Source organism: Enterobacter cloacae complex sp. S1 (assembly GCF_014930525.1).
GTDB classification, from domain to species: domain Bacteria; phylum Pseudomonadota; class Gammaproteobacteria; order Enterobacterales; family Enterobacteriaceae; genus Enterobacter; species Enterobacter hormaechei_C.
Genome location: NZ_JADBRE010000017.1, coordinates 16,699 through 29,661, shown reverse-complemented (window position 1 = coordinate 29,661; position 12,963 = coordinate 16,699). Strand labels below are relative to the sequence as shown.

Here is a 12,963-nt window from a genome sequence, read left to right as displayed (position 1 = left end):
GGTGGCGGCTTCGCCTTACCCGGCAAAACACTCACCCAAAGTGATCGTACCCTTTCCAGTCAAGCGTAACCGGGGCGCCGTCGCGGACAAACAGCAACCCTTCACTTTCCGGCATCACCTGCCCGATGCAGGTAAATTTCGCGCCGAGATGCGCTAGCGCCACATCCAGCGTCCCGCGATTCAGCTCAGGCACGGTGAAGCACAGCTCATAATCTTCTCCACCGGATAACGCCCAGCGCAGCGCCTGTTCAGGTTCGACATGGCGAAGCAGTTGCTCCGACAGCGGGAACAGATCCAGGTCAACGCGTGCGCCCACGCCGCTGGCCTTCAGGATATGGCCGAGATCGGAGATCAGCCCGTCAGACAAATCGATAGCCGAACTGGCCCGCTCGCGCAGCGCCTGACCGTGCAGAATACGCGGCGTTGGCCGCAGATGGCGCTTCACCAGATACGCCGCATCGTCAGCCTCTTCAACCGTTAAACGGTTCTGAAGGATGGCCAGCCCTGCCGCGCTGTCGCCCGGCGTACCGGTCACGTAGATCCAGTCGCCTGGTTTTGCACCCGAGCGCTTCAGCGCGCGCCCGGCAGGCACATAGCCGTGGATTGCCAGGGTCATGGACAGCGGACCGGCGGTGGTATCACCGCCAATCAGCTGCATATCGTAATAATTCAGCTGTTCAAACAGGGCATCGCTGAAGGCTTCAAGCCAGGCTTCATCCACCTCCGGCAGGGTCAGAGCCAGCGTCAGCCAGGCCGGGTCGGCGCCCATTGCCGCCAGATCGCTGACGTTCACCGCCAGCGCTTTATACGCCAGATCGGCAGGATCGATATCCGGCAGGAAATGACGCCCACACACTAAGGTGTCGGTGCTGATTGCCAGCGTCTGTTTTTCGGGAATATTGAGAAGTGCGCAGTCATCGCCAATGCCGGTTTCAACATCAAGACGAGAGGTTCTGACACGGTCGAAATAACGGGCAATCAGGGAGAATTCGCCGCATGCCATACGTTATGCCTCAGCAAATTAAATAAAAAACCGGAGCCGCACTGCCAAAAAGGCAATGCAAGACTCCGGTTTGCGGATCACTTTTTGTGGGGACGGATCGCAGGTGCGGCTTTATCCAGCACGCCGTTAACAAACTTGTGGCTGTCTTCAGCGCCGAAGGTTTTCGCCAGTTCGATCGCTTCGTTGATGGCCACTTTGTACGGCACATCATCACGTTTAGACAGCTCAAACAGCGCGATACGCAACACTGCTTTTTCGACCTGGCCCAGCTCTTCGAGCAGACGGGACAGGTATGGCTTCATCAGACCATCGAGATACGCGCTATTAGTCGCCACTCCCGACAGCAGTTCACGGAAGTACAGAACGTCAACGTCTTTCACGTCCTGTTCTGACAGGAACTGGTATTCAACATCAGCGATGTCGTTCTGGGACAACTGCCAGGAGTAAAGTGCCTGGACGGCACATTCACGGGCGCGGCGACGAGCAGCAGGTTTCACGGAATTCCCCTTACAAAAAAATCAGGCCTTGATGGCTTTCAATACATTGATCATTTCAAGCGCGGTCAGTGCAGCTTCTGCACCTTTGTTACCGGCTTTAGTGCCAGCACGTTCGATGGCTTGTTCAATACTTTCGGTGGTCAGCACGCCGAACGCGACAGGGATTTCAGCATCCTGTGCAACGTGCGCCAGACCATTGCTTGCACCGCCCGCAACGTATTCGAAGTGCGCAGTGCCGCCACGAATAACAGTACCCAGCGCAATCACCGCGTCGTATTTACCGGTTTTCGCCAGCGCGCCCGCTGCCAGTGGCAGTTCGTAAGCACCTGGTACCCAAACGACGGTAATGTTGTCATCTTTAACCTGGCCGATACGTTTCAGGGCGTCAACCGCACCTTCCAGCAGGCTATCGTTGATGAAGTTGTTGAAACGCGCAATGGTGATGGCGACGCGAGCGTCCGGGGTAGCTACAGCAGCTTCAATAATGTTCATACTCTTCCTTTACGGGTTCATTTGGCCCCGCAGGGGGGCGGATTTTATCATAATACTTTGCGCACTGCTTCCCTATTTCAGGAGCAATTACGCTGTCGTTAAATGGAGGCAGACATCCGGGCCTACCGGACGAATCTCGCTGAATGAGAGTTGCGGCGCATCGGCCAGTTTTTCAAGGCCGGGCAGCACAAACAGGCCGCGCGCGTCATTACCTAACAGTTTAGGCGCAACGTAGACGAGAAGCTCATCCACCAGCCCCGCCTGAAGCAGTGCGCCGGCGAGCGTCGGACCGGCTTCAACCCAGATGCTGTTGACCTGCTGTTTGCCGAGCAACATCATCAGCACCACGAGATCGAGATGCCCGTTATGTTCCGGCACCATAATGCTGCGCACGCCTTCCGGCCACTCGCGCGTATCTTCTTTGGTGCGGGCAATCCAGGTTTCACCCGGCTGCTGCACGATGCGGTGCTCCGGCGTCACGCGGTTCTGGCTATCAACAATAATGCGCAGCGGCTGACGCAGGTTCTCCTGCGGATAGAGCGCCTGCGTATCCGCATTCAGCTCTTCCCAGCGCACGGTCATGGCCGGATCGTCAGCCAGTACCGTTTCACTGCTGGTGAGAATAGCATGGCTTTGCGCGCGCAGACGTTGCACATCGCGCCTTGCCTGCGGCGAGGTGATCCACTGGCTCTCGCCGTTCGCCATCGCCGTGCGGCCATCCAGTGACGCGCCAAGCTTAAGCTGGATAAACGGGAAGCCGGTGCGCATACGCTTCAGGAAGCCTTTGTTGATGTTTTCGGCATCCTGCATCATCAGGCCGTGGCTGACGTCGATGCCTTCCTGTTGCAGACGATACAGCCCGCGGCCCGCCACCTGCGGATTAGGATCCTGCATGGCGGCGACAACGCGCGAGACGCCCGCCGCAATCAGCGCCTCACAGCACGGCGGCGTACGTCCGTGATGGCTGCATGGCTCCAGCGTCACATAGGCCGTCGCGCCACGCGCTTTCTCACCCGCCATGCGCAGGGCATGCACTTCAGCATGCGGCTCGCCTGCGCGGTAGTGAAAACCTTCCCCCACGATCTCGCCATCTTTAACAATGACGCACCCGACATTGGGGTTAGGGTGAGTGGTAAACCGACCGCGCTGCGCCAGCTTCATGGCGCGCGCCATGTACATCTCATCGTGCATGGGCTTAATCCTGTAAGCGGGCGATCTCTTCGCCAAACTCTTTGATGTCTTCGAAGCTGCGGTAAACGGAGGCAAAGCGGATATAGGCGACTTTATCGAGCTTCTTCAGCTGTTCCATCACCAGATTGCCGATCATTTTGCTCGGCACTTCGCGCTCGCCTAACCCCCGCAGATAAGATTTAATATGGTTTAACGCCATTTCGACGTCATCGGAGCTGACGGGCCGTTTTTCCAGCGCCTTGAGCATCCCGCTACGCAGTTTCTCTTCATTGAACGGTTCGCGCACATCGTTACTTTTTACCACGCGCGGCATTACCAGCTCTGCCACCTCAAAGGTGGTAAAACGCTCGTTGCACACCAGACACTGCCGACGACGACGCACGGAAGACCCTTCGCCTACAAGACGCGAGTCGATGACTTTGGTATCCACAGCGGAGCAAAATGGGCAATGCATACGATGTCCCTGTTATCTGGTTAACTGATTTCTATTTTACCCTGAACTGGCCCGACAACAAAGGAAGAGCTTTTTGAGACAAAGGATCTATGCCTGACGGCACTATCCTGTCTACCATTGCAGCAATCTGTGATTTCAAGGAATTAAACGCAATGACAAGACGTTACCTGAAAATAGTGCTGGTGGGGAGCCTGTTCACGCTCAGCGCCTGCGCACAGCAAAGCGAAGTCCGTGAGATGAAACAAAGCGTGAATACGCTTAACGTGGCGATGGACAAACTTAACAAAGAAACCGTGAAGATCACCCAGCAGAACGCGCTCAATGCCAAATCCAGCAATGGCGTTTATTTATTGCCAGGTGCAAACACGCCCGCGCGTCTGAACAGCCAGATTGGCACGCTAAAGATGTCTGTGGTGAATGTTGCAGCGAATGCCGATGGTACTCGCGCAACATTACGCATTCAGGGTGAGTCCAACGATCCGCTTCCCGCGTTCAGCGGCACCGTAGAGTGGGGCCAGATTCAGGGCACCACGGAGAGCTATCAGGAAGTGAACGTGAAGAATCAGCTCTTCACCGCCCCCGCCAGCACGCTGGCGCCGAGCGATGTTGATATCCCGCTCCAGCTGAGCGGACTGACGCCAGAACAGCTGGGCTTTATCCGTATTCACGACATTCAACCCGCCGCGCAATAACCCGCCCTTCTAGCGGAGTGAAATGTCACTCCGCTAACATTTACATTTCGTATGGATTGGCAACATAAATGATTGCCGCTACAATCCCGCCCGTCTAAAGTACGCAAACGTGAACGCAATCGATTACGTATGTGAGAGATATGTGAAACAACACATATTTTTGTGAGCAAGGATTCCTATAATAGGCTCCGCAGAAATATGAAATATTTAGAAACGCAATTCGCGCATTTTTCACTCCCGGAAGGGAATTTCAATCAGTGGCATGATTATGAAAAAAACATTATTCGCAGCCGGTGCAGTTCTGGCACTCTCCACCTCTTTCACTGTTAACGCAGCGGAAAACGACAAACCACAATACCTTTCCGACTGGTGGCATCAGAGCGTTAACGTTGTAGGCAGCTACCATACCCGTTTCGGACCGCAGATCCGTAACGATACTTACCTCGAGTACGAAGCATTCGCTAAAAAAGACTGGTTTGATTTCTATGGCTACATGGACGCACCGGTATTCTTCGGCGGTAACACCGACGCGAAAGGTATCTGGAACCACGGTTCCCCACTGTTCATGGAGATCGAACCCCGCTTCTCCATTGATAAACTGACCGGTACCAGTCTGGCGTTTGGTCCGTTCAAAGAGTGGTATTTCGCAAACAACTACATCTACGACATGGGTCGCAACAAGTCCGGTCGCCAGAGCACCTGGTATATGGGTCTGGGTACAGACATTGAGACTGGCCTGCCGATGAGCCTGTCCATGAACGTGTACGCGAAATACCAGTGGCAGAACTACGGCGCCGCGAACGAGAACGAGTGGGACGGCTACCGTTTCAAAGTGAAATACTTCGTGCCAATTACCCAACTGTGGGGCGGCAACCTGAGCTATATCGGCTTCACCAACTTTGACTGGGGTTCAGACCTGGGCGATAACGATTTCCGCGACCTGAACGGCAGAAAAGCGCGCACTAACGACTCCATCGCGTCCAGCCACATTCTGGCGCTGAACTACGATCACTGGCACTACTCTGTTGTTGCGCGTTACTGGCACAACGGTGGCCAGTGGAACGACGACGCCAGCCTGAACTTTGGCAACGGCGACTTCAGCGTTCGCTCTACCGGTTGGGGTGGTTACCTGGTCGTGGGTTACAACTTCTAATCAGTGCGGATTCCGCCCGGTGGCGCTACGCTTACCGGGCCTACGATCCGAATGTAGGCCGGGTAAGGCGTAGCCGCCCCCCGGCTTTTTACTGCCTCACCTTGCGCAAAAAATCTGCCAATGACCTGTCCGCACTTTCGCTAAACCGCCTCTTCGTCTGCACAATATTGAGGCATCGGTCGAGACGGAAGCAGCGGTAGTCATCGCGCCGTTCACACCACGCGGCCAGCAGCCAGTGCTCACCCCAGAAGAACAGCCCCAGAGGTTGCACTTCACGCCATGATAACTGCCCAGCCTCATCACGATAATGCAGTGCCAGCACGCGCTGGGCGGAAATCGCCTGATGGATCACGTCGAAACCACTACGGGAATGTGGCTGAAGGGCAATATCCGGCGCGTAAATCCGCGTCTGCTCAGCTTTGCGGCGGCTCTCTTCTGGCAGGATCGCCAGCACTTTTTCCTGGGCCGACTCCAGCTCGCGCGACAGCGATTCCCCGCCCCAGGTTTTGAGCAGACGAATCGCCACCATCAGCGCCTCGGACTCTTTGTTGGTCAGCATCAGTGGGGGTAAATCAAAACCCGACATCAGCCGATATCCGCTTCCCGCCTCGCCTTCCACCGGCACGCCGGAAAGCGACAGGTCGCGGATATCGCGGTACACCGTGCGCTCGGACACGCCAAGCCTTTCCGCCAGATGCGCTGCCGTTGTCAGACGCCTGCCCCGAAGGATCTGCACAATCTGGAACAAACGGTCAGCGCGTCGGGTCATCGGTTTACTCTCATACCGGTTGATGGAGGCCGACGCGATTACCTTCGCTGTCGGTAAACAGGGCTATAGTGCCAATGCCTTGCGGCAGTTCCAGCGGGCCAAACACGCACTCACCGCCCGCAGAAGCAATACGATCGAGCGTGGCCGCCAGATTGTCAGTATGCAGGTAAATAATAGCGCCCTGCGAAGACGGTGTAACGCCGTCAAATTTCGCCAGCGCGCCGCCGGTGGCCGGATCCTCGTGCGGGAAAATCGCCAGATCAGCCACATCCATCTTCTCGCGCCGCAGCGCGACCTGCATCACCGACTCATAAAATTTGATGGCGCGATCCATATCGGCGACCGGAATTTCAAACCAGTTAATAACACTTTTCATACGTCCTCCTGCCTGTTGTTAGGGTTCAGAAGGAGTCTACGACAGGGCTCCTGACAGCATACTGTCAGGAGTGTTTGTGAGATGCAGACAAAAAAAATCCCGGCCAACAGGCCGGGATTTCGATACTACATAAGACTCTTACGGCAGAATGGACGGCTGATCCGCCCCTTCTTTCTCGACTTTCTGCTGGATCAGATGCTCACGCTTCATGCCCAGCTTCAGCGCCAGGGCGGACGCGACGTAGATAGACGAGGCCGTACCGATAGACACACCGATCAGCATGGTCAGCGAGAAGCCTTCCAGCACCGGGCCACCGAACAGGAACAGCATCAGGATCACCATCAGGGTGGTGCCGGAGGTGATCAACGTACGGTGCAGCGTCTGGGTCAACGACACGTTAAAGATTTCGTACGGCGTGCCGCGACGGATCTTACGGAAGTTTTCACGAATACGGTCAGATACCACGATACTGTCGTTCAGTGAGTAACCGATAACGGACATCAGGGATGCCACAATCGTCAGGTCAATCTCAATGTGGAACAGAGACAGTATGCCCATGGTGATCACCACGTCGTGCGCCAGGGCGATAACCACGCCTGCCGCCAGTCGCCACTCAAAGCGGAAACCGACGTAAATCAGGATCGAGATCAGCGCCACCAGCAGCGCCATCGCACCGGTCTGCGCCAGGTCAGCACCAACGCTCGGGCCGACAAACTCAATACGCTTAACCGTTGCATCCTGGCTGGTCGTTTCGTTAATAACCTGGACGACCTTGCTGCCCAGCTCCTGGCTGCCGTTGGCATCGTGTACCGGCGGCATACGCACCATGATGTCGCGGCTGCTACCGAAGTTCTGTAACAGCGGCTCTTCAAAGCCCGCTTTTTGCAGAGACTCACGCATCTGGTCCATATCGACCGGTTTTTCCAGGGTAATTTCGATCACCGTACCACCGGTGAAATCCAGACCCCAGTTAAAGCCTTTCACGCCCATAATGACGATGGACAAGATCAGCAGAAAACCTGAAATGCCGAAGGCCCAGTAGTCCCAGCGCATAAAGTCCCAGACTTTACGGCCGTGGTTCAATTGTTCAACAGTATATTCCTGTGCCACAACGCACTCCTCAGATAGACAGCTTTTTGACGCGCTTGCCGCCGTACAGCAGGTTCACGATGGCACGGGTGCCGACAATAGCGGTAAACATCGACGTTGCGACACCGATACCGGTAGTAATCGCAAAGCCTTTGATCGCGCCAGTACCCACTGCATACAGGATAAGAACCTTAATCAGTGTTGTTACGTTCGCATCGAAGATGGAGCTGAACGCCCCTTTGTAGCCTTCTTCGATCGCCTGCTGTACAGAACGACCGTTGCTCAGCTCTTCTTTGATACGTTCGTTTATCAGTACGTTGGCGTCGACCGCCACCGCAAGGGTTAGAACGATACCCGCAATCCCCGGCATGGTCAGCGTCGCCCCCGGCAGCAGGGACATGATACCGATGATCAGCACCAGGTTGGCAATCAGCGCGGAGGTCGCAATCAGGCCGAACTTCTTATAGAAGAAGATCATGAAGATGATGGACACCGCCAGACCGGCCAGACACGCTTCCAGACCCTGTTTGATGTTCTGCATACCCAGGGTTGGACCGATGGTACGTTCTTCAACAATCTGAATTGGCGCAATCAGCGCACCGGCACGCAGCAGCAGAGAGAGCTGACGCGCTTCGTTCGGGTTGCTGATACCGGTAATACGGAAGCTGTTACCCAAACGAGACTGGATGTTGGCGATGTTAATCACCTCTTCCTCTTTCACCAGCACGGCACGGCCATTGGCGTCTTTCTTACCGCTGTCTTTGTACTCCACGAACAGGGTCGCCATCGGCTTGCCGATGTTGTCCTTGGTGAAGTTAGACATGATGTTGCCGCCTGCGCTATCCAGCGAGATGTTAACCTGCGGCTGGTTGTACTCATCCTGGCTTGAAGTGGAGTCGGTGATATGGTCACCGGTCAGGATCACGCGTTTGTACAGCACAACCGGCTGGCCTTCGCGGGTCTGTTTCACTTCGGAATCGCCCGGTACACGGCCTGAAGCCGCAGCAGCCTGGTCGACATTGGAGTTAACCAGACGGAACTCCAGGGTCGCCGTCGCGCCCAGAATCTCTTTCGCACGGGCGGTATCCTGGATACCCGGCAGTTCGACCACGATACGGTCAGCACCCTGACGCTGTACCAGTGGCTCAGCCACGCCCAGCTGGTTTACACGGTTACGCAGAATGTTAATGTTCTGCTGAACGGCGTATTCACGAGCTTCACTCAGACGCGCGTCGGTCATTACCGCACGCAGCTGGTTGCTGCCCTGAGAGGTGATCACCAGATCGCGGTGACGCTGAGACAGATAGGTCACAGCCTGATCGCGTGCCGCGCTGTCGCGGAACGTGATGCTCAGGCCGTAGTTATCTTCTTTACGTACGGTGGTGTACGGAATGCCCTTATCGCGCAGATCGCTGCGCAGGCTGTCGATATTCTGTTCCTGTAACTTGCCGAGCGCGGTATCCATATCCACTTCCATCAGGAAGTGAACGCCGCCACGCAGGTCAAGACCCAGTTTCATTGGCTCTGCGTTCAGCGCAGCCAGCCAGCGTGGGGTTGCAGGAGCAAGGTTAAGCGCCACGACATATTTATCACCCAGCACGCCCATCAGCGCTTCACGTGCGCGGAGCTGCGTGTCGGTGGTGTCGAAGCGAGCAAGAATTGCGCCCTCTTCCAGTGCCACAGACTTAGCGGTAATTTTTTCTTCTTGTAACGTTTTCTGGACCTGGATCAGCGTTTGCTCACTGGCGGCGACACCGCGCGCGCCAGTGATTTGAACGGCCGGATCCTCACCATACAGGTTGGGAAGCGCATACAGCAGGCCGACGATAATCACGACGACCAGCATGATGTACTTCCACAAAGGATAACGGTTTAACACGGCAGTTCCCTTTGGGAAAAGTTGGGATTACAGCGCCTTCATGGTGCCTTTCGGCAGAACGGCAGCTACGAAGTCACGTTTGATAACCACTTCAGTGGTGTCGTTGAGGGCGATAGCAATGTAGCCGTTTTCCGCTACTTTGGTTACGCGACCCACCAGGCCACCATTGGTCAGGACTTCATCGCCCTTCGCGATGGAGTTCATCAGGTTTTTGTGCTCTTTAGTACGCTTCTGCTGTGGACGCAGGATCATGAAGTAGAAGATCAGACCGAACACAACCAGCATCAGAATCAGAGACATCGGGCTGCCCTGCGCTGGTGCACCCGTTGCTGCTACCGCATCAGAAATAAAAAAGCTCATTCAAATTCCCTCATTATTAAAATTAATCAACGTTCAACGGTGGAACATCCCGCCCCTGACGTTGGTAGAAATCGGTCACGAAGCTCTCTAATTTACCCTCTTCGATAGCCTTACGTAAACCAGCCATTAAGCGCTGATAATAACGAAGATTATGAATGGTATTGAGACGCGCCCCCAAAATCTCGTTGCAACGATCGAGATGATGCAGATACGCGCGAGAATAATTGCGACAGGTATAGCAATCGCACTCGGAATCGAGCGGGCTGGTGTCACTCTTATGCTTCGCGTTACGGATTTTCACCACGCCATCGGTAACGAACAGATGACCGTTACGCGCATTTCGGGTTGGCATAACGCAGTCGAACATATCAATGCCGCGACGTACGCCTTCCACCAGATCTTCTGGTTTACCCACACCCATCAGGTATCGTGGTTTATCCGCCGGGATTTGCGGGCAGACATGCTCCAGAATGCGGTGCATGTCTTCCTTCGGCTCACCCACAGCCAAACCGCCGACAGCGTAGCCATCAAAGCCTATCTCTACCAGACCTTTAACCGAGATATCGCGTAAATCTTCGTAAACGCTGCCCTGAATAATGCCGAACAGCGCATTTTTGTTTTGCAGGGCGTCAAAACGGTCGCGGCTACGCTTCGCCCAACGCAGGGACATCTCCATGGAACGCTTGGCGTAGTCCCAGCCCGCCGGGTATGGCGTACATTCGTCGAAGATCATTACGATATCGGAGCCGAGATCGTACTGAATCTCCATGGATTTTTCCGGATCGAGGAAGATTGGATCGCCGTTGATCGGGTTACGGAAGTGTACGCCCTGCTCAGTGATCTTACGGATATCACCCAGGCTGAAGACCTGGAAACCGCCGGAGTCGGTGAGGATCGGGCCTTTCCACTGCATGAAATCGTGCAGGTCGCCGTGGAGCTTCATGATCTCCTGACCCGGACGCAGCCACAGGTGGAAGGTGTTGCCGAGGATAATCTGTGCGCCAGTGGCTTCAACTTCTTCCGGCGTCATTCCTTTTACGGTGCCGTACGTGCCCACAGGCATAAACGCGGGGGTTTCGACCACGCCGCGATCAAACACCAGACGACCGCGACGCGCGCGGCCATCGGTGGTATCGAGTTCAAATTTCATTTTTTCTCCGACGTCAGAAAAACAGTCCAACGTTGTAATACGGTGCCGCGGACTTATTCCCCGACACGCTCATTCAAAGCCTGCGGATTGTACGTGATAAACATCGCGTCACCGTAGCTAAAAAAGCGATATTTTTGTTCTACCGCAGACTTGTAGGCGTTCATCGTATGCTGATACCCCGCAAACGCGGAAACCAGCATAATCAGCGTCGATTCAGGCAGATGGAAGTTGGTCACCAGCGCATCAATGACTTTGTACTGATAGCCCGGGTAGATAAAGATCTGCGTATCGCCAAAGAACGGCTCAATCAGCTCGCTTTTCGCGGCCTGCGCAGCGCTCTCAAGGGAACGTACCGACGTTGTACCGACGGCCACGACGCGATTACCGCGCGCTTTCGCCGCCAGCACCGCATCCACAACCTCCTGTGGCACTTCGGCATACTCAGAGTGCATGATGTGGTCTTCGATGCTGTCCACGCGCACCGGCTGGAAGGTGCCTGCACCAACGTGCAGCGTCACGAACGCCATCTCTACGCCCTTCGCGCGCAGTTTCTCCAGCAGCGGCTCATCAAAGTGCAGGCCCGCCGTTGGCGCCGCCACCGCGCCAGGCTTCTGGCTGTAGACGGTCTGATACAGCTCGCGGTCGGCCTCTTCGTCCGGGCGCTCAATATACGGCGGCAGCGGCATGTGGCCGATGGCGTTGAGGATATCGAGCACCGTGCGCTCGTCGTTGAATTCCACTTCAAATAGCGCGTCGTGACGCGCGGTCATGGTCGCTTTGATGCTCTCGTCATCCCCCAGCAGCAGTTCAGCGCCCGGCTTCGGCGCTTTAGAGGCGCGAATATGTGCCAGAATACGTTTATCATCGAGCATACGTTCGACCAGCACCTCGATCTTGCCGCCGCTGGCTTTACGGCCAAACAGACGCGCCGGGATCACGCGGGTATTGTTAAAGACCAGCAGATCGCCAGGGTTGAGCTTGTCGAGAAGATCGGTGAAAGTACCGTGCGTCAGCGCGCCCGTTGGCCCGTCCAGTGACAGCAAGCGACAGCTGCTACGCTCAGGCATGGGATAGTGAGCAATCAGGGATTCAGGTAGTTCAAAGGAGAAATCGGCGACGCGCATGACGTATACTCGTGACTTAAAAACAGGCGGCATAGTCTAGTGCTCACACCCTTTTGCTGCAACAACTAGCCGCCACCGGACAACGAAAACGCATGAATTTTCTCGCTCATCTGCATCTCGCTCATCTCGCGGACAGCTCCCTCTCCGGCAATTTGCTGGCCGATTTTGTACGCGGCAACCCCGCGGAAGCGTACTCCCCTGAGGTTGTCGACGGGATTTTTATGCACCGCCGCATCGACGTGCTGACCGATAACCTGCCGGAAGTGACGGAAGCCAAAGCCTGGTTCCGCCCCGAAACCCGACGCGTGGCGCCGATCACGCTCGACGTCATGTGGGATCATTTCCTGTCGCGCCACTGGTCCCGGCTGTCGCCTGATATGTCGCTACCTGAGTTTGTGCGCTACGCCCACGCGCAGGTGTCGATCATTTTGCCGGACTCCCCGCCGCGCTTTGTGAATCTGAATAACTATCTCTGGTCTGAACGCTGGCTGGAGCGATACCGCGAGATGGATTTCATTCAGAACGTCCTGAACGGCATGGCGAGCCGTCGACCGCGTCTGGACGCGCTGCGCGACTCATGGCATGACCTGGATGAACATTATGATGCGCTGGAAATCCGCTTCTGGCAGTTCTACCCGCGTATGATGACGCAGGCGAAAAATAAAGAACTATGAAGTCGGTTCGATTGATAGGTAAAAGCTGGTGGAACGATTGTTACCACCTCTTTGTCTTAT

15 protein-coding genes are annotated in these 12,963 nt (G+C 55.5%); 3 read left to right on the top strand and 12 right to left on the bottom strand.

Translation table 11 applies throughout. The features are described 5' to 3' along the window. Positions 1 to 31: 31 nt before the first annotated feature. The 5 genes from thiL to nrdR form a co-directional block, all read right to left on the bottom strand. Positions 32 to 1,003: a thiamine-phosphate kinase gene (thiL, locus tag IM290_RS11895; protein WP_017383170.1), complete on the bottom strand. Its 972-nt coding sequence runs from the start codon at positions 1,001 to 1,003 to the stop codon at positions 32 to 34. Between the two features lie 77 nt (positions 1,004 to 1,080). After that, positions 1,081 to 1,500 (bottom strand): transcription antitermination factor NusB, encoded by a 420-nt coding sequence (gene nusB / locus IM290_RS11890; protein WP_006809908.1) that lies wholly within the window; start codon positions 1,498 to 1,500, stop codon positions 1,081 to 1,083. Positions 1,501 to 1,521: 21 nt separating this feature from the next. Continuing rightward, the gene (ribE, locus tag IM290_RS11885) at positions 1,522 to 1,992 is read right to left on the bottom strand and encodes a 6,7-dimethyl-8-ribityllumazine synthase (RefSeq protein ID WP_003859098.1); all 471 of its coding nucleotides are present in this window, start codon (positions 1,990 to 1,992) and stop codon (positions 1,522 to 1,524) included. Positions 1,993 to 2,079: 87 nt separating this feature from the next. Further along, complete coding sequence (gene ribD, locus IM290_RS11880; RefSeq protein ID WP_017383169.1) at positions 2,080 to 3,183, bottom strand: bifunctional diaminohydroxyphosphoribosylaminopyrimidine deaminase/5-amino-6-(5-phosphoribosylamino)uracil reductase RibD; 1,104 nt, start codon at positions 3,181 to 3,183, stop codon at positions 2,080 to 2,082. Positions 3,184 to 3,187: 4 nt separating this feature from the next. Further along, positions 3,188 to 3,637: a transcriptional regulator NrdR gene (gene nrdR / locus IM290_RS11875; RefSeq protein ID WP_003859099.1), complete on the bottom strand. Its 450-nt coding sequence runs from the start codon at positions 3,635 to 3,637 to the stop codon at positions 3,188 to 3,190. 152 nt (positions 3,638 to 3,789) lie between these two features. On the opposite strand from nrdR, the gene IM290_RS11870 reads away from it, so the two are divergent. Both IM290_RS11870 and IM290_RS11865 read left to right on the top strand, forming a co-directional pair. Then, positions 3,790 to 4,329: a DUF3251 domain-containing protein gene (locus IM290_RS11870; protein WP_032649957.1), complete on the top strand. Its 540-nt coding sequence runs from the start codon at positions 3,790 to 3,792 to the stop codon at positions 4,327 to 4,329. A gap of 268 nt (positions 4,330 to 4,597) precedes the next feature. Further along, the gene (locus IM290_RS11865; protein ID WP_032670818.1) at positions 4,598 to 5,482 is read left to right on the top strand and encodes a nucleoside-specific channel-forming protein Tsx; all 885 of its coding nucleotides are present in this window, start codon (positions 4,598 to 4,600) and stop codon (positions 5,480 to 5,482) included. A gap of 88 nt (positions 5,483 to 5,570) precedes the next feature. Here the strand turns inward: IM290_RS11865 and IM290_RS11860 are convergent, their stop codons facing one another. The 7 genes from IM290_RS11860 to queA form a co-directional block, all read right to left on the bottom strand. Next, positions 5,571 to 6,251: a YafY family protein gene (locus IM290_RS11860; RefSeq protein ID WP_193041817.1), complete on the bottom strand. Its 681-nt coding sequence runs from the start codon at positions 6,249 to 6,251 to the stop codon at positions 5,571 to 5,573. A 10-nt stretch (positions 6,252 to 6,261) separates the two neighbouring features. Further along, entirely contained in the window at positions 6,262 to 6,627 is a 366-nt protein-coding gene (locus tag IM290_RS11855; RefSeq protein WP_017383165.1) for a VOC family protein, read from the bottom strand. Positions 6,628 to 6,765: 138 nt separating this feature from the next. Continuing rightward, entirely contained in the window at positions 6,766 to 7,737 is a 972-nt protein-coding gene (gene secF / locus IM290_RS11850) for a protein translocase subunit SecF (RefSeq protein ID WP_003859105.1), read from the bottom strand. 10 nt (positions 7,738 to 7,747) lie between these two features. Further along, positions 7,748 to 9,595 (bottom strand): protein translocase subunit SecD, encoded by a 1,848-nt coding sequence (gene secD, locus IM290_RS11845; RefSeq protein ID WP_017383164.1) that lies wholly within the window; start codon positions 9,593 to 9,595, stop codon positions 7,748 to 7,750. A 27-nt stretch (positions 9,596 to 9,622) separates the two neighbouring features. Next, positions 9,623 to 9,955: a preprotein translocase subunit YajC gene (gene yajC, locus IM290_RS11840; RefSeq protein WP_003859109.1), complete on the bottom strand. Its 333-nt coding sequence runs from the start codon at positions 9,953 to 9,955 to the stop codon at positions 9,623 to 9,625. A 22-nt stretch (positions 9,956 to 9,977) separates the two neighbouring features. Continuing rightward, entirely contained in the window at positions 9,978 to 11,105 is a 1,128-nt protein-coding gene (gene tgt, locus IM290_RS11835) for a tRNA guanosine(34) transglycosylase Tgt (RefSeq protein WP_193041818.1), read from the bottom strand. Positions 11,106 to 11,158: 53 nt separating this feature from the next. Next, positions 11,159 to 12,229, bottom strand: a complete 1,071-nt coding sequence (queA, locus tag IM290_RS11830; RefSeq protein ID WP_017694427.1) for a tRNA preQ1(34) S-adenosylmethionine ribosyltransferase-isomerase QueA — start codon at positions 12,227 to 12,229, stop codon at positions 11,159 to 11,161. A gap of 92 nt (positions 12,230 to 12,321) precedes the next feature. Here queA and acpH point away from each other — a divergent pair, with 92 nt between their 5' ends. Beyond that, on the top strand, positions 12,322 to 12,903 hold the full coding sequence (gene acpH, locus IM290_RS11825; RefSeq protein ID WP_045339401.1) for an ACP phosphodiesterase: 582 nt from the start codon (positions 12,322 to 12,324) through the stop codon (positions 12,901 to 12,903). Positions 12,904 to 12,963: the final 60 nt, after the last annotated feature.